This is a genomic window from Chloroflexota bacterium (genome assembly GCA_016875535.1).
Taxonomy (GTDB): domain Bacteria; phylum Chloroflexota; class Dehalococcoidia; order SHYB01; family SHYB01; genus VGPF01.
Genome location: VGPF01000040.1, coordinates 1 through 23,025, shown reverse-complemented (window position 1 = coordinate 23,025; position 23,025 = coordinate 1). Strand labels below are relative to the sequence as shown.

At 64.5% G+C, this 23,025-nt stretch carries 21 protein-coding genes and 1 tRNA gene; 16 read left to right on the top strand and 6 right to left on the bottom strand.

All coding sequences use genetic code 11. From position 1 onward, the window contains the following. Positions 1-103 precede the first annotated feature (103 nt). Positions 104-179 (top strand) — tRNA-Val (locus FJ039_10255). 29 nt (positions 180-208) lie between these two features. On the opposite strand, the gene FJ039_10250 is transcribed toward FJ039_10255, so the two are convergent. After that, positions 209-2,266 (bottom strand): thioredoxin domain-containing protein, encoded by a 2,058-nt coding sequence (locus tag FJ039_10250; GenBank protein MBM4406541.1) that lies wholly within the window; start codon positions 2,264-2,266, stop codon positions 209-211. Positions 2,267-2,502: 236 nt separating this feature from the next. Between FJ039_10250 and FJ039_10245 the strand changes: the two genes are divergently transcribed. Then, on the top strand, positions 2,503-2,934 hold the full coding sequence (locus FJ039_10245; GenBank protein MBM4406540.1) for a hypothetical protein: 432 nt from the start codon (positions 2,503-2,505) through the stop codon (positions 2,932-2,934). A gap of 57 nt (positions 2,935-2,991) precedes the next feature. Here FJ039_10245 and FJ039_10240 read toward each other — a convergent pair whose 3' ends face one another. Next, complete coding sequence (locus FJ039_10240; GenBank protein ID MBM4406539.1) at positions 2,992-4,779, bottom strand: cation:proton antiporter; 1,788 nt, start codon at positions 4,777-4,779, stop codon at positions 2,992-2,994. Positions 4,780-4,911: 132 nt separating this feature from the next. Here FJ039_10240 and FJ039_10235 point away from each other — a divergent pair, with 132 nt between their 5' ends. Continuing rightward, entirely contained in the window at positions 4,912-5,769 is an 858-nt protein-coding gene (locus FJ039_10235) for a hypothetical protein (GenBank protein ID MBM4406538.1), read from the top strand. Positions 5,770-5,783: 14 nt separating this feature from the next. Here the strand turns inward: FJ039_10235 and FJ039_10230 are convergent, their stop codons facing one another. Then, entirely contained in the window at positions 5,784-6,698 is a 915-nt protein-coding gene (locus tag FJ039_10230; protein ID MBM4406537.1) for a cyclase family protein, read from the bottom strand. Positions 6,699-6,797: 99 nt separating this feature from the next. Between FJ039_10230 and FJ039_10225 the strand changes: the two genes are divergently transcribed. The 4 genes from FJ039_10225 to FJ039_10210 all read left to right on the top strand — a co-directional run bounded on the left by FJ039_10225 (position 6,798) and on the right by FJ039_10210 (position 11,232). After that, complete coding sequence (locus FJ039_10225) at positions 6,798-7,616, top strand: hypothetical protein (protein MBM4406536.1); 819 nt, start codon at positions 6,798-6,800, stop codon at positions 7,614-7,616. Between the two features lie 17 nt (positions 7,617-7,633). Further along, a complete protein-coding gene (locus FJ039_10220; GenBank protein ID MBM4406535.1) occupies positions 7,634-8,860 on the top strand; it encodes an aminopeptidase P family protein in 1,227 nt (408 codons plus the stop codon). Then, on the top strand, positions 8,694-10,154 hold the full coding sequence (locus FJ039_10215; GenBank protein MBM4406534.1) for an aminopeptidase P family protein: 1,461 nt from the start codon (positions 8,694-8,696) through the stop codon (positions 10,152-10,154). The genes FJ039_10220 and FJ039_10215 overlap by 167 nt, the downstream gene beginning before the upstream one ends. A gap of 271 nt (positions 10,155-10,425) precedes the next feature. Beyond that, on the top strand, positions 10,426-11,232 hold the full coding sequence (locus FJ039_10210; protein ID MBM4406533.1) for an enoyl-CoA hydratase/isomerase family protein: 807 nt from the start codon (positions 10,426-10,428) through the stop codon (positions 11,230-11,232). Positions 11,233-11,460: 228 nt separating this feature from the next. Here FJ039_10210 and FJ039_10205 read toward each other — a convergent pair whose 3' ends face one another. Next, entirely contained in the window at positions 11,461-11,937 is a 477-nt protein-coding gene (locus FJ039_10205; GenBank protein MBM4406532.1) for a hypothetical protein, read from the bottom strand. A 281-nt stretch (positions 11,938-12,218) separates the two neighbouring features. Between FJ039_10205 and FJ039_10200 the strand changes: the two genes are divergently transcribed. From FJ039_10200 to FJ039_10165, 8 genes are all read left to right on the top strand, one after another. Then, a complete protein-coding gene (locus FJ039_10200) occupies positions 12,219-12,602 on the top strand; it encodes a hypothetical protein (protein MBM4406531.1) in 384 nt (127 codons plus the stop codon). 210 nt (positions 12,603-12,812) lie between these two features. Continuing rightward, on the top strand, positions 12,813-13,400 hold the full coding sequence (locus FJ039_10195; GenBank protein MBM4406530.1) for a hypothetical protein: 588 nt from the start codon (positions 12,813-12,815) through the stop codon (positions 13,398-13,400). Positions 13,401-13,413: 13 nt separating this feature from the next. Beyond that, positions 13,414-13,662 carry a 4Fe-4S dicluster domain-containing protein gene (locus tag FJ039_10190; protein ID MBM4406529.1) on the top strand — a complete coding sequence of 83 codons (249 nt, stop codon included), beginning with the start codon at positions 13,414-13,416 and terminating at the stop codon, positions 13,660-13,662. Between the two features lie 8 nt (positions 13,663-13,670). Next, complete coding sequence (locus tag FJ039_10185) at positions 13,671-14,765, top strand: 3-methyl-2-oxobutanoate dehydrogenase subunit beta (GenBank protein ID MBM4406528.1); 1,095 nt, start codon at positions 13,671-13,673, stop codon at positions 14,763-14,765. A 4-nt stretch (positions 14,766-14,769) separates the two neighbouring features. After that, the gene (locus FJ039_10180; GenBank protein ID MBM4406527.1) at positions 14,770-15,564 is read left to right on the top strand and encodes a hypothetical protein; all 795 of its coding nucleotides are present in this window, start codon (positions 14,770-14,772) and stop codon (positions 15,562-15,564) included. Between the two features lie 172 nt (positions 15,565-15,736). Next, positions 15,737-16,957 carry a CoA transferase gene (locus tag FJ039_10175; GenBank protein ID MBM4406526.1) on the top strand — a complete coding sequence of 407 codons (1,221 nt, stop codon included), beginning with the start codon at positions 15,737-15,739 and terminating at the stop codon, positions 16,955-16,957. A gap of 2 nt (positions 16,958-16,959) precedes the next feature. Further along, positions 16,960-18,231 (top strand): CoA transferase, encoded by a 1,272-nt coding sequence (locus tag FJ039_10170; GenBank protein MBM4406525.1) that lies wholly within the window; start codon positions 16,960-16,962, stop codon positions 18,229-18,231. Between the two features lie 492 nt (positions 18,232-18,723). Next, the gene (locus tag FJ039_10165) at positions 18,724-20,235 is read left to right on the top strand and encodes a proline--tRNA ligase (protein MBM4406524.1); all 1,512 of its coding nucleotides are present in this window, start codon (positions 18,724-18,726) and stop codon (positions 20,233-20,235) included. Positions 20,236-20,268: 33 nt separating this feature from the next. Here FJ039_10165 and FJ039_10160 read toward each other — a convergent pair whose 3' ends face one another. Both FJ039_10160 and FJ039_10155 read right to left on the bottom strand, forming a co-directional pair. Beyond that, positions 20,269-20,619, bottom strand: a complete 351-nt coding sequence (locus FJ039_10160; protein MBM4406523.1) for a type II toxin-antitoxin system PemK/MazF family toxin — start codon at positions 20,617-20,619, stop codon at positions 20,269-20,271. Next, positions 20,606-20,890 (bottom strand): toxin-antitoxin system protein, encoded by a 285-nt coding sequence (locus tag FJ039_10155; GenBank protein ID MBM4406522.1) that lies wholly within the window; start codon positions 20,888-20,890, stop codon positions 20,606-20,608. Before FJ039_10155 ends, FJ039_10160 begins: the two co-directional genes overlap by 14 nt. A 203-nt stretch (positions 20,891-21,093) precedes the next feature. Here FJ039_10155 and FJ039_10150 point away from each other — a divergent pair, with 203 nt between their 5' ends. Then, entirely contained in the window at positions 21,094-22,872 is a 1,779-nt protein-coding gene (locus tag FJ039_10150) for an adenosylcobalamin-dependent ribonucleoside-diphosphate reductase (protein MBM4406521.1), read from the top strand. The last annotated feature ends 153 nt before the right edge of the window (positions 22,873-23,025 follow it).

The window sequence follows — 23,025 nt, the reverse complement described above, 5'->3', positions numbered from 1 at the left end:
GTTCGACGAGGGCGCTTAGCTCAGCGGCCAGCGCGCCAGCGCCGCAGGGGGCACTGATCCAAGCTCGTACTTCGCAAGATACAATTGGCAACGTGTTCGACGAGGGCGCTTAGCTCAGCGGTTAGAGCATCCGCCTTACACGCGGGGGGTCACTGGTTCGAATCCAGTAGCGCCCACCACCTTCGTCCAGAGTCCCGCTCCAATCAAACTACAGAGCAGCCACCCCCAATTGTCCCTTCAACGTCTTCACATCTGTCGCCGGTAGCTGGCAGGCGTAGTTCTCGCACACATAGGCCGCCGGCTTGCCCTCCACCAGGCCACGACCATCGAGCAACGGCAGGCCCTTCGCCGCCTCAGCGCCGTCCTTCGGATCGAATCCCGCGACAACTTTGTTGGGCAGATAGGCGCCAAAGACGACCGACTTAAACTCCTTGACCTGTGCCGCTGTCGGCGCGCCCACAAGCACGATCTCCTGCTTCCGCCCAAGGTAGAAATCCAGCGCGCACAGCCAGTGCCCGAACGCACTCGGGTAATTGCCCAGGACGCCCGCCATCCCGCGTAGCGCCCGCACCGCCTTCTCCTCAAACTCCTGTCTCCCGGTGAGCACCGCCACTTTGAGCAACGCCTCTGCCGCCGCAGAGCCGCCCGAAGGCATGGCATTATCGTAGAAATCCCGCGGCCGCATGATCAGTGCCTCCGCATCGCGCCCTGTGTCGTAGAAGACGCTCTCCGCCTCCGACCAAAACAGCTCGACCATCCCATCGCATAGATTCGCGGCTTCATCCAACCATCGCCGCTCGAACGTCGCCTCGTACAGCGCCGTGAGGCCGCTTGCCAGCATCGCGTAGTCCTCAAGGAACCCCGGAATCTTCGCCTCGCCGCTCTTCCACGTCCGCAGGACGCGTCCCTCTCTCCGCAGCTCGCGCAAGAGGAACTCGCCGTTCTTCCGCGCGGCTTGCAGATAGTCGTCCCTCTCAAGGACGGCCGCCGCCTCCGTCAGGCTTTGCAGCATAAGTCCATTCCATGACGTCAGCGCCTTGTCGTCACGGCCAGGGTGGATGCGCCTCTCCCGCGCCGCATACAGTTTCTCCCGGCATCGCTGGATCACGGCCATAAGGTCGGCTTCCGTTATCCCAAGGGAAATCGCGACGTCAGGAACCGCCGTAGGCACATTCAGGATGTTCTTCCCTTCGAAGTTTCCCTCCTCCGTCACATCCCACACCCGCATCGCGATCCTCGCATCCGCCTCACCCAGGATCGTCGTGATCTCCTCAGGCGTCCACAGGAAAAACCTCCCCTCGTGCCCCTCGCTGTCCGCATCCTGCGCCGAGTAGAAGCCTCCCGCCGGGTCCGTCATCTCCCGCAGCACATAATCGGCCGTCTCCACCGCGATCCGCCGGAAGAGATCCGCCCCCGTTATCTGGTAAGCATGCAGGTATGTTCTGATAAGCAGAGCGTTGTCGTACAGCATCTTTTCGAAGTGCGGCACCAGCCAGTGAGCGTCCGTGGAATAGCGATGAAAGCCCCCGCCTACCTGGTCGTACATCCCACCGCGAGCCATCTTGTCCAGGGTGAACTCCGCCATCTGCAGCAGGCGCGCATTGCCGTCCCGTTTGTAGGAGCGCAGCAAAAACTCCAGGTTCATCGGCTGTGGAAACTTCGGCGCGCTGCCGAAGCCGCCGCTATCCCAATCGAACCCGCCGGCCAGCCGCTGCGCCGCGGCTTGGAGGATCGTCGCCGTCAGCATCTGCTGGCCGCTCCCGGCGAGGGGCCGTTGGAGTCGTTCCGTGATCTGCGCCGCCCCCGTCAGCATCTCGCCGCGGCGGTTCTGGTAGGCATCCGCCACCGCCATCAGGATCTGGGTGAACGAAGGCATTCCGTGCCGCTCCACCGGAGGGAAATACGTGCCGCCGTAGAACGGCCTGCCGTCCGGCGTCATGAAAACCGTCATCGGCCACCCGCCGTGGCCCGTCATCGTCTGCACTGCCTGCATGTAGATCGAGTCCACGTCGGGTCGCTCTTCTCTATCCACCTTGATATTCACGAAGAGCGCATTCATCACCGCCGCCGTCTGCGGGTCCTCGAACGATTCGTGCGCCATCACGTGGCACCAGTGGCACGCCGAATAGCCCACGCTCAGCAGGATCGCCTTGTCCTCCGCCTTCGCCCTCGCGAAGGCCTCTTCGCCCCAGGGATACCAGTCCACGGGGTTGTCTTTATGCTGCAAGAGATACGGGCTCGTCTCATTCGCAAGCCGGTTGGGCATAGCACTGCCGCTTTCCAGGGGGCGTCGCGCCCCGCACGATGCCATTCAACCCTACCAGCGGCGCCTCTGGTGGTCAATCATTCGTGCACCTGAGCTTACTCCCTGTCCCTTTTGTGTTCCTCAGCGGTTTCTATAGATGCATGGCTTCCTCCTCTTGTGCGCGGTAGATGCCGCTGCTACCATTGACCCTCGTCCGCCTCGCCTGCTTCATAAAATCACTTGCCAAGGAGACTCTTGTGAGCGAAGGAGAGAAAGTCAAAGGCTTTAACGGCCACGTCTATTTCACGATCGATGAAATCGCCCATATGCTGCCCGGCCCTGCCCGGCTCATGCACGAGATCGGCACCCGGTGGTGGAAGGTCTACTACGCCGCCAAGGAAGGCAACTGGCCCCTTGCCGAATATGAGATCAAAGAGACCAAGGAGCTCTTCGAAATCTCCATGACCACGCGCCCCAAGTACGTCCAGTGGATGGAGCCCTTCATGGGCGAGTCCATGAAGCGCGTAGAAGATGCGATCAAGGCCAAGAACTGGAAACAGTTCGAAGAGGCCTACAATCAGTCAATCAAGGACGCCAACGACTACCACAAGGCCGCGAACAAGCCCCTCATCCACTGGAAACTTCCGAACACGCCCCCGCCTGATATGGAGATGAAGCCCCAGCCCTAGCTTCTTCGCCCCGCCCCAGCATAAGACGCGCCGGTGTTCCCATCGGCGCGTCTCTTTTTACTCCTTCAAAGCCTCATCCCTATTCGCCGTCAGCCGCCTCCGCAGGATATTTTCCACACGCTTGTGCATCGCCTGCACCGAGTCCAGCACCAGGTACGAGCCGAAGAGAAGCACCGCGCCCAGGATCAGCCACGTCAGGTACGGCACGCTTTCCAAGGGCGGCAGGAAAATGTTCACCATCGCCGCCAGCGCCAAGAGGAAGATGAAGAGCAGCGCGTTCCGCAGCACAACGCGTGCCACGCGCCGCGTCAGCAGGCTCACGCCTCCCGGCGCATTCGTCAGCCCCCGCGCCGCATGCGCCGATACGCTTCGTATATAGGCGATGCTCGCCGCCAGGGGCGCCAGGGCAAGCGCAATGGCTCCGCCCAGGACGATCCCGGCCACCGTGGACCGTGATAGGCCCTCTATCCATGGGATAGACTCCCGGTTCTCGTAGACGGCGCGTCCGCCTGCCATGATCGCGATCAGGAACACGCCGTTGATCGCGATCCCTATCAGGTCGTGCCGCAGCTGCGACCCGACCTTTCCCGGCTCGCCCGCCAGGCGCTGCAAGCGTCCCAGCGCGCCTTCCGCCGACTTGATGTACCGCAGCGCGATGTGCGGTATAGCCCGGTCTATTGCGGGGCCGGCCCGCTCAGAGCTCCTGATGAAGATCGGCGTCGTGAGCGCGCTGATCGCCATCACGCCCACCACAATGGGATATAAGAACGGCTCCGCAGTCCCGTTGTCCAGCCCGACTTTCACGATGATGAGCGAAAATTCGCCAATCTGTGCCAGGCTCATCCCGACTTGTAGGGCCGTATGCCGCTCGTAGCCCAGGATGAACGTGGAAACCGTTCCGGCGAAGGTCTTCGCTACCAGTAGGAACGCCGTGACCGCCAGGATATGCGGCCAGTACTCCCGCAGATACGCCGGGTCCAGCAGCATGCCGATTGCGACAAAGAAGATCGCCGCGAACATGTCGCGCACCGGGAGCAGCAGCTGCTGAAAGGCCTCGCCGCGTTTCGCCTCGGCGATCAGCGCGCCGCCCAGGAAGGCGCCCGCGGCCACGGAAAGCCCAAACTCCTCCGAGAAGAGCGCGAGGCCGAAGCACAATCCAAGCCCCACGATGACCGAGACCTCTTGCCTGCCCGTGGACAGCGTGTAGTTCATCAATCGCGGCACAAGCACGATGCCGATAGGGATCACCGCAAGTGCGAACAGCGTCAGCCTCCCCAGGACTGCCCAGGCATCGCTCAGCTCCACGCCATTAACCTTCCCAAGCCCCGCGAAGATGCTGATGAGCGCGATGGCGGCGAAATCCTCGAAGATCAGGATGCCGATCACTGCCTCCGCCGCGCGTGTCTGCGTCTTCCGGAGCTCCTCCAGCACCTTCACGATGAGCGCCGTGCTGCTGATGGAGAGCGCCGCCCCCAGAAGCAGCGCATTCGTCGAGTTCCATCCGAAGGCCAGCCCCAGCTGATAGCCGAGCGCCAGCACGATAAGGATCTGCAACGCGCCGCCGATCACCGCCACCTTGCTCACGCGCCGCAGCCGCTTGAAGCTGAACTCCAAGCCGATGTGGAACATCAGCAGGATGATGCCCAGGTCCGCCAGCTCGTTAACCACCTCCTGGTCCGAAACGAAGGAGACCGGCGGCGTATGGGGGCCGACGACCAATCCCGCGACGATATATCCGAGGATGACAGGAAGGCGGAGGGCGTGAAAGACCAATAGCGCACCCGCCGCCACCACCATGATGACGGCCAGATCGCGAAGGGTATGGAGCGTTGCGAGATCTTCCATGGGCGTGTGCGGTTCAACGCAGCGAAGTTCAGGCGCCGTTTGCGGCTATCCCGGGAGATGCGCGCGCCGGGCGCATCACGTATTCTAAGGGCAACCCCGAAGCTCCGTCCATTTCCCACGCACGGTGCAGCCATGCTCGATGCCACAGCGAAAGAACGTCTCCTGGCGATGTATGACTCGCCCGATCCCGATCGCCCCGGGCGCGGCATCGAAGGCTATGACCGCGATCACGCCGAGCGCACCACTCGAATCGTCCAGCTCGTCGCCAAAGCCGTTGGCCTCCACGAGCGCTGGCTCCCGGACCTGGAGGCCACCACGCTCCTCCACGATCTCGGCCGCGTCGGCATGGATGCCGAGCTCTTCGGCAAAGTCTTCGCCATCGCCCAGGAGATCGGCCTTCCCATCCGCATCCGCGACCTCCGCGCCGCCTTCCCTCAAGTGACCGAGGCCCAGGCGCCCGATTTCTTCATCGCGCGCCTCAAGCCCGCCCTGGATCAGCGCGGCATCGCCCTCACGCCCCAGGTGCGCGAGCACATCCTCATGCGCATGGACTTCAAGGGCCGCCTCCGCCGCGAGCTCCGCCGCCGCGAGCCGGACCTCGCCGCCCTCGGCGTCACCGTGAAACCCTGGATGGAAAAGGTGATGCTCTATTACTACTATCCACAGGACATGGCCGGGGAGTCAGACGAGGTTCGCCTGATGGGCATGCTCCTCGTCGCCTGTGAAAACTTCGAGGCCTACAACAACCGCCGTCGCGGCAAGGACTACTACGGCCGCCGGGACGAACAGCTCCGCCAGGTCTTCATCGCCCTGGACCGCTTCGAGCGCGATGGCCTCGTCTCTCCCAAGGTTATGGCCGCCCTCAAGCGCCTCACGGCCTCCGGCGCGCTCGACGCGATCATGAAAGAGTCCCGCGGCTACGCCCCGGGCCGGCCCCTGCCTCCGGCCGACCTCGCCTTCCAGAAAGAGCTGGCCGCCTCTTCTGTCTGACGGATCCCTAGCAGCTAAACGATCGCTAGCGGGTTCAACGAGCTCCCCGTCCCGCCCGTCACCATCAGCGGCGCCGCCACGAACAGAAACTCGTAGACCTTGTCCGCCGCTAGCTGCTCCAGGTCCATCATCTCGATAAGGTAGATCCCCGCATCCTGCAGGAAGACATCGTGGACATTCCGCCTCGGAGCGCGCTTCTTGTCTCGAACGCCTATCGCCGAGTTATCCGCCCCCACGGCGCACACGTCCTTCTTCGCAAGCCACAGCCCCGCCTCGATCTCCAGCCCGGGCTGCGAGTGGTTGTACACATCGAATCCCTGGGAGTAATAGACTGTGTTCCACCCGGTGCGGAAGAGCACAACGTCCCCTTGCTCGATCCGCGTCCCCTGGCGCTGGCAGCACGCCTCCAAGTCCTCCGGCGTGATGACGCACGCCCCCTCCAGGTGCGGCTTCCCCTTGAGCCCCGCCACATCCAACAGCACCCCTCGCCCAAAGATCCCCTTGAGATTCGTGATTCCCAGCCTCGTCGCGCCGAACCCCTCGACGTACTTTTTCGCCGGGAACCCGTTGTACATCGTCCCTTCCGTCCAGTAATGGCAGAGCGCGTCTATGTGCGTGGACGTCCCGTGGCACCCGATGAGCAGCGTATCGTCCGCCACCTCTGCATACGATTGTTGCTGCGGCCCGCCGAAGATGCGCACAAAGTGCTGGTTCCCCGGGCGGATGTCCATCCTCGGCACCTTGTCTTCGCGTATCGGCGAGCTGAGGCTGTACAGTTTCCCCTTCTTCACCAGGCGCGCCGCCGCCGCCATCCGCTCGGGCGTCAGCAGGTTCGCCGCCCCAAGCTGGTCCTCCTTCCCCCATCGCCCCCAGTTCATCACGCGCTCTTCAGCCATCGCACACCTCCTGAGTTGCCGGTCGAGGCGCATCTTAGCAAAGGCCTCTCCGCCGCTCAAACTGCATCCGCCGGGCGCGTCCTTGTCTCCCCTGTTACAATCGCCCCAGCACTCTCGCTCGGAGACTCGCCAATGCTAGCCGAAAATCAGCTCAAGGTGTCCCATGTTGCGGAGCTTTTTTCCCTCGCCCGCCGCATCCACAAAGGCGAGCGTCTGCCCCACTGGATCGAGCCTGAGACGATTCCCTCCCAGGACTACCGCGATCGCATCTCCGCCATCCTCCTCCGCCACGGCCTCCTGGAGAGCTCCGGCGGCCCCGCCTTCTTCAACCTTATCCGCTACGCGCCGCATCCCCGCATGGGAGAAGCCCTCTGCGATATCGCCCTCGATGAAGTCCGCCACGGGCGCATGTTGCTGGAATGCCTCGACCCTCTGGGCGTGGACTACCGCCAGCCCTTCCGCGATATGGTCGGTGCCGATTACCGCGGCCGCATGAACCGCGTCGGCATGTCCGCCTCCAGGGGCGAGCCCTCCTCCTGGGCTGACGTTCTCGCCTTCACCATGCTCGTGGACCCCGCGGGGCTCCTTATCGTCGGCATGCGACTCACGAGCAACTACGGCCCCCTCGCCCGCGCCAGCGCTCGAACGCTCTTGGACGAGGAAGGCCACGCCGCCTTCTGGGAGAAATGGGGCCAAGACCAGCTTGCCGCCGAAGCGGGCCGCCGCGAAGTCCAAGCCTCCATTGATCGCTTCATGGCCGCCTCCCTCGGGATACTCGGACGCCCGAAGGCCGTCAACGCCAACTTCGCCCACGAGCAGAAGCTCGGCCTCTGGAAGACAGACCCCGCCGAGCTTCAGCAGGTCCTCAAAGCGATGCTCAAAGTCTCCCTCGAACCCCTGGGCCTCCGCATCCCTGCAGTCGAGCCCGATTACGGCGGCGCATTCTGGTAGTCGCCTAGAGGAGCGCTATGCCAAGAGCGACCATCGCAGAGCGCATCAATGTTCCGCGCATGCGCCGCGAGCGGCGGCAAAAGCTCATCGCCGCCATGGATCGCACCGATATTGACGTCCTCATCCTCAGCTCCCGCGCCAACGTCACCTATGCCACCGGCGCCCGCTCCCTCCTCGCCGATTCCTCCCGGGAGCACTACCTCCCTACCTTCGCCGTCTTCACCCGCGACGGCAAGCCGCCCCACCTCTTTACGCCCTACCCGGAAGGCGCGCCGCCCGACCTGCCCGCCGATCACATCCACCCGCCCTTCCTCCCTGAGTTCGAGGTCGGCGTTCGTCAGATGGCCGCGACCCTCAAACGCCTCCTCGGCCCGCTCCTCCGCGCCAAGGTCGGCGTGGACGGCTACACCGCCGCTTCCTACGCGCTCCTCCCCGAGCTCCTCTCCGAATCAACGCTCGTTGATGCCGGCCCCGCCACCGGCATGGCGCGCCTCTGCAAGACCAAGGACGAAGTCGAATGCCTCCGCGCCGCCGAACACATCAACGATGCCGCCATGCGCGATGTCCTCGCCGCCCTCAGGCCAGGCATGCGCCAGAGCGATCTCAGCGGCATCTTCCTCAAGCGTATCCTCGAGCTCGGCGCCACGGGCAATCACATAGACCCCATCTGGATGGTCACGCCTCAGTGGCTCAAGCAAGGTCCCCACATGCTCCTCAACGACCTCGCCTTCCCCATCCCCACCACCGACCGCATCCTCCGTGAAGGCGACCTCATGATGGTGGACTCCGGCATCGAATACCTGGGCTACGGCTCCGATTTCGGGCGCACCTGGATTTGCTCCCTCACGCCTAAGCCCGCTGCGCGCCTCACCGATAAATACAAGATCTGGCGCGAAGTCACTCAAGCCGTCATGGACACGGCGCGCCCCGGGAAAACCGGCGGCGATATCGCCCGCGCCGCCGTCAAGGCCGCCGGGAACAAGAAGCCCTGGCTGGAGCAGTTCTACATCCTCCACGGCATCGGCCTCGATAGCGCGGAGATGCCCATGATCGGCACCAACCTCGGCGCCCGGTTCGATGAATCCATCGTCATGCAGCCTGGCATGCTCCTCGTCATCGAGCCCTGCATCTACGAAGACGGCGTCGGCGGCTATCGCAGCGAAGACACCGTCGTCGTCAGCGAAAGCGGCCCGCCCGATCTCCTCAGCACCTTCCCCTACACCCCCTGGGGAGGCCGCCCGTGACCACAGGCCTCATCGCCCGCGCTTTCCCTCTCTCCCCCGGTGGGAGAGAACCAAAGAGAGGGGGCCTCTTGTTGCGCTGGCTTGCCACGAACAACCTGCTCTTCGGCGAGGACTCGCCGTGACTACAGGCCTCATCGCCCGCGATACCGGTAGCCCTATAGACTTCGAGCGCATGCGCCGCGACCGCTTCCAGCGCGTCCTGGACGCCATGGAGCGCCATACCCTCGATATCCTTCTCGTCGGCAAGCCCGCAAACGCCCGCTACATCACCGGCGCGAACACCAACACCAACATCGCAGGCGGGCGCGGCTTCTCTCCCTCCGTCGTCGTCCTGCGGGAGCGCAAGGATTTCCACATCATGACCTGGTGGGACGCAGGCGTGCCTAAGTCCGTCCCCAGGGCAAACCTCTTCCCCGCCAGCTGGAATCCCGCCAACACACTCCAGAACCTGAAAAGGATTATCGGCGCGTCGCAGGCCCGGCGCATCGGCGTGGACCTCATGTCGCCCCTTTACGCAGGCCTCCTCTCTCAAGCCTTTCCTCAAGCCTCCGTCGTCAACGGCGAAGCCGCGCTCCTCGAGGCGCGAGCCGTCAAAACACCCGAAGAGCTCGATTGCCTGCGCGCCGCCATCGCTATCTCCGAAGGCGCCCTCGCCTCTACTATCGCCGCCATCCGCCCCGGCCGCACTGAGCGCGACCTCCTCGGCACCTTCGAAAAAGCCGCCACCGTCTATGGCGTCACCTTCCCCATCTCCCAGGGCGGCTTCTGCATCCAGCCCCTCTCCGGTCATCGCGACCGCCCGCCGCTACGATTCCTCTCCTCCGATCGTCCCCTCCGCGCAGGCGACCTCGTCACCATGTCCAGCGGCTTCTCCTACATGGCCTATGACGCCGATATCGGCCGCACCTGGCCCTGCAAGGCCGCGCCCACGCGCGCCCAAAAGTCCCTCTTCTCCCGGTGGCGCGCCGCCTTTGACGCTATGCTCGCCGAGTGCAAGCCCGGCCGCGCCGCCGCCGATATCCACGCCGCCTACCGCAACGCCGAGCCCGGCGTCACGCCTCCTGCGCCCATCGCCCACGGCTCCGGCCTGGGCATCGAGCCGCCCATCATCGCCACTCCCCTTGGCGAGGGCGTCGAACGCTCCTGGAAACTTGCCCCAGGGATGCTCATCACCCTCCAGCCCTACGTCTGGCAAAAAGGCGTCGGCGGCATCCTCGCCAAAGAGACCGTCCTCATCACCGCCGCGGGCCCTGAGCTCCTCACGGCTCTTCCCCACGGCCCTCTCGCCGATTGACGCGTGTGCCGTCACCTGCCGCGCCCCCTCTCCGCGCAAGCGCGAAAGGCCTGCGCACTCCTCTCTGAGATCCCTTTGCAACCCCTTTTTTCGCCCTGTGCCTCCTGATGCTAGGAGGGACTAGCGACACTTTCGATTGCTCCTGTCAACCTGCCCAACCCGAGTGGTTTCCCGATGCGTCCCTTCCGCTTATTTGACACTCACTCCGGCTCCTCATACACTCGCCGACGATCCCCCATCGCGCCTCCTCGTTGCGCGCCCAAGGAGAACCATGGACAGCCAGGACATCCTCTACGAAAAGAAAGACGGCATCGCCACCATCACCCTCAACCGCCCCCACCGGATGAACGCCCTCCCCCTGCACATGTGGATGGAGGACCTGAGCCTCATCTGGCAGGACTTCGACCGCGATCCCAAGATGCGCATCGCCATCCTTACCGCCGCAGGCGAGAAGGCCTTCTGCACCGGTGTGGACGTGAAAGACACCGCCGAGCGCAACAAGCAGCAGGGCGGCGCGCGGCGCTCCTCGGGAGAAGTGAAGGCTACGCCCCTCCAGAACAAGGTCACCAAACCCGTCATCTGCGCCGTCAACGGCATCGTGGGCGGCGGCGGCCTCATGCTCGTCGCCGATTGCGATGTCCCCATCGCCTCCGCCAACGCCCAGTTCTTCAACCCGGGCGTCAGCGTCGGCATCGTCGCCCTCTATGGCCAGGCCACCTGGTCCAAGTGGATGCCCTTCCACGCCAACATGCGCATGGCCCTCATGGGCGGGGGCGAGCGCCTCTCCGCCCAACGCGCCCTGGAGCTCGGCCTGGTGACGGAGGTCGTCCGCGATAGGCCCCTCATGGACCGCGCCCGGGAGATCGCGGGCGTCATGCTGGAAAACTCCCCCGCCGCCCTGCGCATCTCCAAGAAAGCCCTCTGGTCCGCCCTCGAGCACGGCCTCACCGGCGCTCAGAAGACCGTCGCCGACATCACCCGCGAGCTCTCCGGCCACCCCGACCAGATCGAAGGCCCAAAAGCCTTCGCCGAAAAGCGCAAGCCCAACTGGCTCGATCCCACCGTCCCCTCACAGTAGGGGCGCGGGGCACGCGCCCTGAGCCCCGAAAGATGCGGGGGCACAACGCCTTCCCGGTAGGGGACGGCCTGCCCCTTCCGAAGGGCCGGCGCCTCACGCCGGAAGGCCGTCCCTCGCGTAGACGCGCCGTAGTCGCGATCTTCTCCTCTCCGTAGCTCACGCTCCCAGGAGCGACGATGGGAGAGGATGAAGGAGAGGGCGGAACTCCCCGGCTGCCCTCAGCCAAGCCTACTGCCCCTTCTCCCGCTCATGCAGCGCATCGTGCGCCTTCTTTGTCTTCGGCCGCACATCTCTCCCCGGCGTCCGAGAAAGCTCGATCCGCGCCAGATGCTTCACATTCGCGCACTGGACCAGATCAGCCACGCCGCACGAGTCCACATCCTGGATATAGAACCGCACCGGCCCGCCCTTCGCCTCAGGCAGCGGTTGCCCGTTCAGCGCATAGACCACGATCCCTCGCTCCGCCACGATCGCCCTCGGCACGCTCGCGCTGAAGGCCCCGTCTCCTGTGGAAAGCGTCATATACGCCGCCTCCTTCCCCGGCCCCGCGGCTGCCAGGATCGAGGCAAGCCGCACACCCTGCCCTTCGCGGCCCGGTAGCAGCGCGCCCACATCGGCCACCTGCCCCGGCAGCCGCTTCAGCTCGTCAAACGTGAACCGCTTGGATGATGTCACCTCTCCAGTGACCTCTAACGCTGTGCTCATCGCATGCCTCCGGTGACCCTCATGGCCCTTCGTTGACTTCTCATTATATTACTGCCCCACTGGCGCAACGTAAGCCACCTAGAAAGTTAGGCAACCGTGAAAAAGAAAGCCTCGGACGAGCGTTATGGCGGCATTGCCGGCTCTACCGTCCTTGCCAAGACGGGCAACCCCTGGCGGGAGTGGTTCACCATCTTGGACAAGGCAGGCGCAAAAAGCTCACCCACAAAGAAATCGCCCGACTCCTCTTTGAAAAGCACCGCTTGAGCGGTTGGTGGTCCCAGATGGTCACCGTCGGCTACGAACAAGCCCGCGGCATGCGCGGAAAGCATGAACGGCCCGATGGCTACTCCGTCAGCAAAAGCATCACCTTAGAAGTCCCCGTTGCAAAGGCCTATGCCGCCTGGCGCGATGACAGCGCTCGCGCCGCCTGGCTCCAGAACGCACCGCTCGCTACCCGCACCGCGAACCCCAACAAAATCATCCGCGCCTCCTGGGCTGGCGGCGCCTCAAATATAGATGTGAACTTCTACAGCAAAGGCCCTTCCAAATGCCAGGTCGTCGTCCGGCACAACAGGCTCGCCAGCCAGGCCGTCGCCGGAAAGATGAAGTCCTACTGGGCCGAACAACTCGCCGCGCTCAAAGCCTCGTTCGGCCCATCGCGGTAAGCGACTTCCCTGCAGCATCACGGGTGCTTCCGCACCCGTTCCCTCCTCTCCCCTCTCTGGGAAGAGGCCACAGGAGAGAGGTCAAACATAATCCCCTTCTCCGCCCGCCTGTACGACTCATTTGTTTGACACCCCCTACGCCCCATGCTATCGTCACCACCACCCCGGTCTACGCCGGGCTTTTGCTTCAGCCTTCTCAAAGGGTGATCTATGGAACGTGAACTCTTCATGGCGGGCATCGGCGGTCAGGGCGTCCAGCTCGTCACCAAGATCCTTGCCCATGCCCTGAACCTGGAAAACCGCTACGTCATGCACTTCGCCGAATACGGCGGCACCATGCGCGGCGGCAACGTCGAATGCACCGTCATCACCGGCACCGGCGAACTCTCCGCGCCGCCCATCATCCCCTCCACCTGGCTCGCCATCACCATGCATCCGGAGGCCACGCCCAAGGCCAAAGCCAAACTGCGCAAAGGGAGCCTCCTCGTCGTCAACAGCTCCCTGGTGAAGGGCGAAAAGACTCCCCCCGGCGGCGCGCTCCTTGAGGTTCCCGCCTCGGAGATCGCCTCCCAGATCAACAACGTTCAGGGTGCGGCGATGATCATGACCGGCGCCGTCTGCCGCGCCACGGGGCTCGTCTCTAAGGCCCATCTCCTCCAGGGCCTCAAAGACCTCACGCCCTCCTACCGCGCGCGCACCATCGAGACCAACGTCAAAGCCTTCGAAGCCGGCGATGCCTACGCCGCCGAGCACCTCAAGGCCTTCCTCATCAAAGCCTGGGAACCCGTCGCCGCCTAACAGGAGCGTCGCTATGCCAAAGGCCGTCGGCACCGTCACCATCAACATCGAGCTGTGCAAGGGCTGCGTCCTCTGCGTCAAGGCCTGCCCCACGGACGCCCTCGAGATGTCCGTGAAGCTCAACCATCACGGCTTCCGCTACCCCCTGTTGAAAGAAGAGCGTTGCACCGGCTGCGAGCTCTGCGCCCTCGTCTGCCCCGATTTCTGCATCACCGAAGTCTATCGCAACGTTCCCGATAAGCACGCCGCGGCAAAAAGATAGGAACGCCCATGGCCAAGGAACTCCTGGAGGGCAGCAAAGCCCTCGCCAAGTCCGCCGTCCTCGCGGGCTGCCGCTTCTACGCCAGCTATCCCATCCAGCCCAACACCAACCTCATGGAGGCCATGGCCAGGGAGCTTTCCACCGCAGGCGGCGTCAGCATGAACGCCGAAAGCGAAGGCGAAGCCATCAACATGGTCTGGGGCGCCGCCGCAACCGGCAAGCGCGCCATGTGCTCCACCACCGGCACCGGCATGAGCCTCATGATGGAGGCCATGTCCGAGATGTTCGCCGCGCGCATCCCCTACGTCTTCGTCCACATGGCCCGCGGCCAGAGCGAATATCGCATCGGCGTGAAGGGCGGCGGCCACGGCGATTATCGCTACATCGGCTATGCCCCCCACACCGTCCAGGAAGCCGCCGATCTTGTGCGCCTCGCCTTCTACACCGCCGATAAGTTTCAGACCCCCGTCCTCATCCAGGCCGATTACGTCCTCACCCACACCGTGGAGGCCGTCGAGTTCAAGCCGGTGGATGAGAAGGACCTCAAGCCCAAAACCTGGGCCATCACCGGCGCAAAGGGCCGCACGCCCCAGGTCCTCAGCTTCATCACCGGCGTCTATTCCCTCGGCGCGCCCCGCGTGAAATACGGCGCGTGGATGGAAGGCCAGATGGATCGCATCGCCTATCTGGAGAACAACGTCCCGACTATGGCCGATACAGGCTACACGGACGATGCCGATCTCGTTGTCATCGCCTATGGCTACGCCGCGCGCTTCGTGAAGTTCGCCGTCAAGCAGGCCCGCGAAGAAGGATTGAAGATCGGCTACGTCCGTCCCATCACCATCTGGCCCCTGCCCAAAAAAGAGATCCTGGACGCGGCGAACAAGGCCAAGGCCGTCGCCGTCTTCGAGATGAACAACGGCCAGATGGTGGACGATATCCGCCTCATCGTCCTCGGCAAGGTCCCCGTCCATTTCATCGGCCGCATCAGCCACGATGAGTCCGGCTTCGGCGTCGGCAATGCGATCCAGATCCCCAAGCTTCTCGAGAAGTTCCGGGAGGTCTATAAGACCCTTCCGGCTGCCGCCCACGGAAAGAGGTAAGCGGATGCCGATCTCCAAGGAAGAGCTGAAGAGAGTCTGGTCACTGCCCAACAAGGGCTCCTTCCTCCAGCCCCAGGCCGTCCACCACATGTGCCCCGGCTGCGGCGAGCCCATGGCCTACCGCATGATTGCGGAGGTCATGGACGAGATGAACCTCCGCGAGCGCACCATCGAAGTCTCGGGCATCGGCTGCTACATGGGCATGGACCCCACCCTCAACATAGACCGCATCAACGCCCTCCACGGCCGCGCCCCCTCCGTCGCCACAGGCGTCAAGCGCATGCTCCCTGGGCACTTCGTCATGACGATACAGGGCGATGGCGACCTGGTGAGCGAAGGCCTCTCCGAAGCCCTCCACTGCGCCGCCCGCGGCGAAAAATTCACCGTCATCCTCCTCAACAACACCGTCAACGGCGAAACCGGCGGCCACATGACCGCTACCACCCTCGTCGGCCAGAAGACCAAGAGCACCCTCCAGGGCCGCGATGCCGATATCCACGGCAGCCCCATCAAGACCGCCGAGCTGGTGGCCCAGATGGACGGCACCGCCTACGCCGCCCGCGGCTCCGTTCACAGCCCCGTCGCCATCCGGCGCACCAAGAAGATGATCCACCGCGCCTTTGAGGCGCAGGAGCAGAAGCTCGGCTTCAGCTTCGTCGAAATCATGACCATGTGCCCCACCGGCTGGTTCATGGAGACCTGGGAGGCGCCCAAGTACATGGAAGACGTCATGACCAAGTACTTCACCCTGGGCGAATACAAAGTCCATCCCCAACTCGCTGAGATCGCCGTCGCGTAAACTTCGCCTGGGGTTCATGCAAGCGCGTTGCCACAGTTGTTCCTCTCCCTCGAGGGGAAAGGAACTCGAAAAGCATTTGTCTTCGGGCCGTATCCTCGGCCCCGATGATTCCCGAGAGGTGAGGGTGATTCTCCAGTGAGCCCAAGTTCACGATGCTTCTAGCGATGCTCCCATGACCTCACCGCCTTCCGCCCTCCACGGCATCACCGTCCTCGATCTCACCCAGGGCGTCGCCGGCCCATTCTGCACGCGGCTCCTCGCAGGCTACGGCGCCGACGTCCTCAAGATCGAAATGCCCGGCCGCGGCGATGTCTCCCGCCACGCCGCCCCCTTCTACCGCGATTCACCGCACCCCGAATCCTCCGGCCTCTTCTTCCACCTCAACGGCGGCAAGCGCTCCATCACCCTCAACCTCAGATCGCCCACGGGCCGCGCCGTCTTCCTCCACCTCGCCCGCGATGCAGACCTCGTCGTCGAAAGCTTTCGCCCGGGGACCATGGCGCGCTTCGGCCTCGGCCGCGCCGAGCTCCTGCGCGCCAATCCCTTCCTCGTCCTCTCCTCCATCTCCAACTTCGGCCAGTCCGGCCCCTACCGCGATTACGAAGCCGTGGACCTCATCGCCCAGGCCTACGGCGGCCCGCTCATGTACGGTCAGGGCCTCGCGGAAAAGACGCCCCTCAAGTTCGCGGGCAACTCCGGCCTCTACTACGCAGGCGTCATGGCCGCCCTCGCGGCCATGGGCGCCGTCCTCTTCGCCAAGATGGGCGGACCCGGCCAGCATGTGGACACCTCCATCGTCCACGCCCTCATGTCCTCGCCGGAGCACAAGCCCATCAGCGCCCAGTACACCGGCGCGCCTACGCCCCGCGCCACCAGCGTCTCCCGCTGGAGTTACCTCATGGGCTTCTATCCCTGTAAGGACGGCTTCATCGGCGTCCAGGGGAGCGGCCGCGGCGAAACCTGGTGGCCCCGCGTCTACCGCATGATGGGCATGCCTGAGCTGGAGCGCGACCCGCGCTTCTCGACTCCCGAGGCCCGCGACGCCAACCGCGACGACCTTGAGGCTCTCTGGTACACCTGGCTCGCCGACCACACCCGCCAGGAAATCTTCGCCGCCGCCACCGCCGCGCGTTATCCCCTGGCGCCCGTCTACACCCCAGCCGATTTCGCCACCGACCCGCACTTCACCGCCCGCCGCTTCTTCGAGCCTGTGCGCCGGCGCGCCCTCGGCACGATCCTCCAGCCCGGCGCGCCCGCCAAGCTTCTCGGCTCCCCCTGGCTTGAAGGTCAGCCTGCCCCCGCCCTCGGCGAACACAATCACCAGATATACGCAGGCAGGCTCGGCTATTCCGCCAAGCAGCTAGCGGAAATGCGCTCCGCAGGGGTGATCTAGCCATGCTTCACCGCCCCCTGGAGAACATCCGCGTCCTCGAACTCGCCGAAGGCGTCGCCGGCCCCTGGGCCGCCTCGCTCCTCGGCGATCTTGGCGCCGAAGTCATCAAGCTCGAGGCCATCCAGCGCATGGATCAGACCCGCGGGCAGAAGTGGCCCAAGCCCGGCACCACCTACTACCCCAAGGGCGATCCCGGCCCGGAACCCTGGAACGTCAACGTCAGCTACGTCCGCACCAACCGCAACAAGCTCAGCCTCACCCTTGATCTCTCCCGGGAAAAAGGCCTGCGCCTCTTCAAAGACCTCGTCCGCCTCAGCGATGTCGTCATGACCAACATGGTCACCGGCGTCCCGGAGAAGATGGGCATTGATTACTTCAGCCTCAGGAAGATTCGCCCGGACATCATCATGCTCACCTCTTGCGGCTTCGGCCATTCCGGCCCCTACGCCCGCTACGTCGCCATGGCCGGCTCCATGGACCCCATCTCCGGCCACGCCTGGCTCCGAGGCTACGAGGGCGAAGACCCCCTCACCACCTCCTATAGCGCCCACACCGATTCCGCCAACGCCTCCACCAGCGCCTTCGCCATCGTCGCCGCGCTCCACCATCGCGCCATGACCGGCCGGGGACAGCACGTGGACGTCTCCGGCGTCGAAACGATGATGCCTCACCTGGGCGAAGCCATCCTCGATTACACCATGAACGGGCGCGTCCAGACCTCCATCGGCAACCGCCATCCCCAGATGGCGCCGCACAACCTCTACCGCGCCGCAGGCAACGATCGTTGGGTCGCCATCGCCTGCCGCAGCGAGCGCGACTGGCAGAACCTTTGCCGCGCCATGGGTAATCCTCCCTGGATACACACACCCGATTTCAAAACGTCCCTCTCCCGCTGGCGCAACCGTGAAGCCCTCGATGCCCACATCGAAGCCTGGACCCGCATCCTCCCCGGCCACGATATCGCCTCGCGCCTGCAAACCCTCGGCGTCCCCTGCTCTCCCCTGGTGGACAACAAAGACTCCCTCACCGAGCCGCACAACCACGCCGTCGGCTTCTTTGAAACGATCCGCCACCGCCTCCTCGGCGATTTCGATCTCTCCGGCCTCGGCTGGAAGATGCCTGCCACCACCCCCGGCATCCGCCGCCCTCCCCCTGCCCTGGGTGAGGACAATGAACGCATCTACACAGGCCTCTTAGGTCTGAGCGACTCCGCCTACGCCGCTCTCCTCCAAGAGGCCCTCACCGGCTCCGAACCCCTCGACAACCCCGTCTGAATCCTCACAATCCTCACGCTTTGGCATCACGCCAGGGACAGCCGCAAGGACTTGTCTCATCTCGCGTAGGGGCGAGACAAGCTCTTCCTTTTCTGATACTGGCGCGACTACCCCATGTTCACCCCGGTTGCCCTCGCAACCCAATTCCCGTGGGGCGGTCCGATTCCATCGGACGAACGCGGTCCTTTCCGAAGGACTCTCATTCTTATGAGTCCGGACTGCTCGGACCACATGTTGCATCGGGGCCGCACCGGAGCGCCCCTTTCTCCCCGTGTTGCCCCGCAACCCCCACGTCCGTAGGGGCTGGCCTTCCCAAAGGGCTCCGATCTCATCGGAGAGGCCAGCCCCTCCCCATCGGGCGCACCCTGCGCCCTTACCCTCGCCCAGAAACCTGCTTACGCTGGTTTCGGCCGGGAGGGGGCCGGGGCGAGGTCTCCGAAATCCCTTTCCGATATACTTATCCGCACATCCTCTGACCCTGGAAGTGTCCCAATGGCCGAGAAGATCACGCCCCGCGCGACCGATTATCCCCAGTGGTACCAGGACGTCGTCCAGCGCGCGGGCCTCGCGGAAAACTCCGACGTTCGCGGCTGCATGGTTATCAAGCCCCACGGCTACGCCGTCTGGGAGCGCATGCGCAACGCCCTCGATCGTATGTTCAAAGAGACCGGGCACGAGAACGCCTACTTCCCCATATTCATCCCCAAGTCCTTCCTCGCCAGGGAGGAAGAGATGGCCGAAGGCTTCGCCAAAGAGTGCGCCGTCGTCACCCACTATCGCCTCAAGGCCGTCCCGGGCCAGGGCCTCCAGGTGGACCCCAGCGCCAAGCTCGAAGAGGAGCTCATCGTCCGTCCCACCTCGGAGACCATCATCTGGAACACCTATAAGAACTGGATCCAGAGCCACCGCGATCTGCCCCTGCTCATCAACCAGTGGGCCAACGTCGTCCGGTGGGAGATGCGCACGCGCCTCTTCCTCCGCACCGCCGAATTCCTCTGGCAGGAGGGCCACACGGCCCACGCCTCCCAGGAAGAGGCCGAGCAGGAGACCAGGACGATGCTGGAGGTCTACCGCCGCTTCGCCGAAGAGTGGATGGCCGTTCCCGTCATCACCGGGCGCAAGAGCGAAGGGCAGAAGTTCCCCGGGGCCGTCTACACCCTCTGCATCGAGGCCATGATGCAGGACCGCCGCGCGCTCCAGGCCGGCACCAGCCACTTCCTGGGGCAGAACTTCGCCAAGGCCTTCGAGGTCACCTACCAGGATCAGCAGGGCAAGCGCGTTCACCCCTGGGCCACAAGCTGGGGCGTCTCCACCCGGCTCGTCGGCGCCCTCGTCATGACCCACAGCGACGATCAGGGCCTCGTCCTGCCGCCGCGCCTCGCGCCTATCCACGTCGTCATCGTCCCCATCTATAAGACCCCGGAAGAGCGCTCCGTCGTCGTCTCCGCGGCGCACCAGCTCGCCGACGCCGTCCGCGCGCTCCCCCGGAGCGATTGGACGAACTACGATGCCCTCGCCGTGAAGGTGGACGACCGCGAGCAGTACGCCCCCGGCTACAAATTCAACGAATGGGAGACGCGCGGCGTCCCCATCCGCGTCGAGCTTGGCCCGCGCGACCTCGCGCAGAAGGCCTGCGTCCTCGCCCGCCGCGATATCCCGGGCAAAGAGGCCAAGATCATGGGCGTGCCGCTGGATGCCGCGCCCGCGCGCATCATGGACCTCCTGCAGGCGATCCAGCGCGATCTCCTCGAGCGCTCGCGCAAGTTCCGCGCGGCCAACAGCTATGAAGTGAACACCTACGACGACTTCAAGAAGAAGCTCGAAGAGCCCGGCGGCTTCCTCTGGGCCCACTGGGACGGCACCCGCGAGACCGAAGACCGCATCGCCGAAGAGACCAAAGCCACCATCCGCTGCATCCCCTTCGACCAGAAGCCCGAAGCCGGCGCGTGCATCGTCACCGGTAAGCCCTCCGCCGGCCGGGTCCTCTTCGCAAAGGCCTATTAGCGCTCCGTCGCCCCGGGAAGGGACGGCTCATCCTCACAACTCCATCAGAATCCTCAGCCGGTAATCCACTGCCTCCATCGTCTCCCGGGTCACGCTTCCCAGCCTTCGCCCCAGTCGCTCCTTCGCGATGGACCGCACATCCTCGCACTTGATATAGCTTCGCTCCCGCAACCCTCCCTCCGGCGCCTCAACGATCGCATGCCACGGGATGCGCTTGTCCACGCTCGTGATTGGCAGTGTGACGACGAGTCCCGCCCCGCCCAGATTGAAGCCATCCGCGGAGACGATGAGCACGGGCCGTGCGCCGCCCTGTTCATGACCCAGTCCGATCCCCAAATCCGCGAGCCACACGTCCCCGCGAAGCGGCCCGCTATCGCTTGTCATCCCCTAAGCCTTCCATCGGATAGATGTCACCCTTCAGGCCGTCCATCAGCGTCACATCCCATACCCGGCGCTCCCGCAGCTCCTCCTCCCACGCCTTCGGGTCCTCCCGCAGTCGCGCAAAATCGGCATTTGCCTGTTCAAGGAAGCGCTTCCGCTCCAGGTGGTCTATCGCCTTCGCCAGCACCTCTTGCAAGGACTCCCCCGATTTTTTTGAAAGTTGCCGTAGCTTCGCGTACGACTCCTTATTCAGCCTCACCGTCGTGCTCTCCATGCTCAGCTCCTTTTACAGATGTAGTCTACACAATTGTAGACTGCCTGGCAATATCAAACCCCTGGGGATGGACGCTTGCTTAGGCTGTACCAACAGCCTCTAACCCTACCCTCGCTGTGCTCGTCTCCGAGCTACGGGAGGGACCAAGGAAGCGGTCTCTGTTCCTCCCGCTTCCGCCGTACAATGGCCCTAAGGCCATCCCAATGCCCTCCCACAGCCAGATCCCCATCACCGCCAACGCCGCCAAGGTCCTGGAGCGCCGCTACCTCCTGCGCGACGACCATGGCCGCGTTGTGGAGACGCCTGCGGAGATGTTCCGGCGCGTCGCGCGCGCCATCGCCTCCGCAGAGTCGCGCTACGGCGGCGCTGCCTCCGCCTGGGAAGAGCGCTTCTACGCCGCCATGGCCTCCCTGGAGTTCCTGCCCAATTCGCCCACGCTCATGAACGCTGGAACGCCCATCGGCCAGCTCTCCGCCTGCTTCGTCATCCCGGTGCTGGACTCCATGGTCAGCATCTTCGAGGCCGTGAAGAACATGGCCGTCATCCACCAGTCGGGCGGCGGCACCGGCTTCGATTTCTCCCGCCTGCGCCCCAACGGCGATATCGTCGGCGCCACCCACGGCACCGCCTCCGGCCCCGTCTCCTTCATGCGCGTCTTTGACACCGCCACGGACGTCATCAAGCAAGGCGGGCGCAGGCGCGGCGCCAACATGGGCATCCTGCGCATAGACCACCCCGATATCGAAGCCTTCATCAGCGCGAAGACAGGCATCGCCGCGCTCTCCAACTTCAACATCTCCGTCGCCGTGACGGACGCCTTCATGGACGCCCTCGCCAGGGGCGGCGACTACGCTCTCGTTAGCCCGCGCACCGGGAAGGAAGTGAAGCGCCTCTCCGCCAGGCTCGTCTTCGACCGCATCGCCGAGAGCGCCTGGGCTGGCGGCGATCCCGGCCTCGTCTTCATTGACGAGGTCAATCGCGCGAACCCGAACCCGGCGCTGGGCGATATGACTTCCACGAATCCCTGCGGCGAGCTTCCCCTGCTGCCCTACGAAAGCTGCAACCTCGGCTCCATCAACGTCGCGAAATTCGCCCGGGACGGTGCCCTCGATTGGCCACGCCTCGGGGAGACCGTCCACCTCGCCGTGCGTTTCCTCGATGATGTGATAGACGCCAACCGCTATCCCCTGCCGCAGACCGCCGATATCACCCGCGCCAATCGCAAGATCGGCCTCGGCGTCATGGGCTTCGCCGATGCTCTCGCCGCCCTCGGCCTCCCGTACGATTCCGAGGAGGGCATCGCCTTCGGCGAGCGGCTCATGGGCTTCATCCAAGAGCACGCCTGGGAGACATCCACGGCGCTGGCCCGGGAGCGCGGCGCATTCCCCAACTTCGAGCGCAGCCTGCGGGACCGCCCCGGCGCGGCTAAGGTCCGCAACGCCACCGTCACCAGCATCGCGCCCACGGGCACCATCAGCATCATCGCCGGCTGTTCCAGCGGCATCGAGCCGCTCTTCGCCATCACCTACATACGCAGCGTCATGGACGGCACACAGCTCCTGGAGACGAACGCGGAGTTCGAGCGCCTGGCGAAGCGGCGCGGCTTCCATTCCCCGGCGCTCATGGAGAAGATCGCGAAGAGCGGCGTCGTCCGGGGCCTTGCCGAAGTCCCGCAGGACGTCCGGCGCATCTTCGCCACCGACTTCGATATCGCGCCCGAATGGCACGCGCGCATGCAGGCCGCCTTCCAGCGCCATTGCGATAACGCCGTCTCCAAGACCATCAATCTCCCCCAGAACGCGACGGTGGACGATGTGGCGAAGGCCTTCCGGCTGGCCCACACCCTTAAGTGCAAGGGCATCACCGTCTTCCGTTACGGCAGCAAGGGAGAGCAGGTCCTCTACCGCGGCAGCGACGGCGGCATCCACGCCTCCCCCGAATACGCCGGCGGCTGTCCCGATCCCGCCGTCTGCAATTTCTAGACCCTCCTTGCTCCCTCGTTCCCGGCTCCTACATTTCTCCGCTCCTCACAACTTGACACTTACGCAGATGGCATGGTATATCTTTACGTGTAAGCCTTCGCCAGGACAGCGAGCCGGGAAGGTGTGACCGCCAAGGCGCGCGGCCGTGCGCCC